Source organism: Acinetobacter sp. GN11 (genome assembly GCF_054823985.1).
The window spans coordinates 1-895 of record NZ_JRVL01000371.1 but is presented as its reverse complement, the minus strand read 5'-3'; the positions used below and the strand labels follow the sequence as shown (position 1 = coordinate 895).

The following is an 895-nucleotide window of genomic DNA, read 5'->3' as shown; positions in this document are numbered from 1 at the left end:
TTCCACTTTCTCAATCACCTTTAAACCATCGGTAGTCACATCAATCACACAAAGATCGGTATAAATACGGTCAACACAGTTTTTCCCAGTTACCGGATAGCTCAGCTCAGCCACAATCTTCGGTTCACCTTGCTTAGTCACATGATCTGTGGTGATAAATACTTTTTTAGCACCTACAGCTAAATCCATCGCACCACCCACCGCAGGAATCGCATCCGGCGCACCCGTGTGCCAGTTCGCCAAGTCACCATTCGCTGCAACCTGAAATGCGCCAAGCACTGCAATATCAAGGTGTCCACCACGCATCATCGCAAATGAATCGCCATGGTGAAAAAAGCTGCCACCTTCAAGCATGGTCACAAACTCTTTACCTGCATTAATTAGTTCAGGGTCTTCTTCACCTTCCACTGGTGGTGGGCCAAATGCCAATAGACCATTTTCAGAATGAAGAAAAATATCTTTATCGTTAGGTAAATAGCTTGCAATCTTGGTTGGTAAGCCAATACCTAAGTTCACATAGGCACCATCTGGAATATCTTGTGCCACACGTTTTGCAATCTGGTCACGGCTGAGTTTCTGGTAGCTCATGTTATTTCTCCTTATTGCTTATTGTGCTGGCTGTACTTGAACAACGTGTTGTACAAAGATGCCCGGGGTAATGATGTGCTCTGGATCTAGTCCACCTAGCTCAACTACCTCAGAGACCTGAACAATGGTGACATCAGCTGCCATGGCCATGATCGGGCCAAAGTTACGTGCAGATTTGCGGTAAACCAGATTGCCCCAGCGGTCGCCCTTGTAAGCTTTAATCAAGGCAAAGTCAGCCTTGATCGGATATTCGAGTACGTAGTCTTTACCATCAATGTGGCGGGTTTCTTTGCCTTCAGCTAAAAGT

At 46.0% G+C, this 895-nt stretch carries 2 protein-coding genes; both read right to left on the bottom strand.

Annotated elements, in window-relative coordinates; genetic code table 11:
• Positions 1-588, bottom strand: a 588-nt coding sequence (locus NL42_RS19470; RefSeq protein WP_461313997.1) for a 3-oxoacid CoA-transferase subunit B, incomplete at its 3' end; no start/stop codon positions are given.
• Between the two features lie 18 nt (positions 589-606).
• Positions 607-895, bottom strand: a 289-nt coding sequence (locus NL42_RS19465) for a 3-oxoacid CoA-transferase subunit A (RefSeq protein WP_461313996.1), incomplete at its 5' end; no start/stop codon positions are given.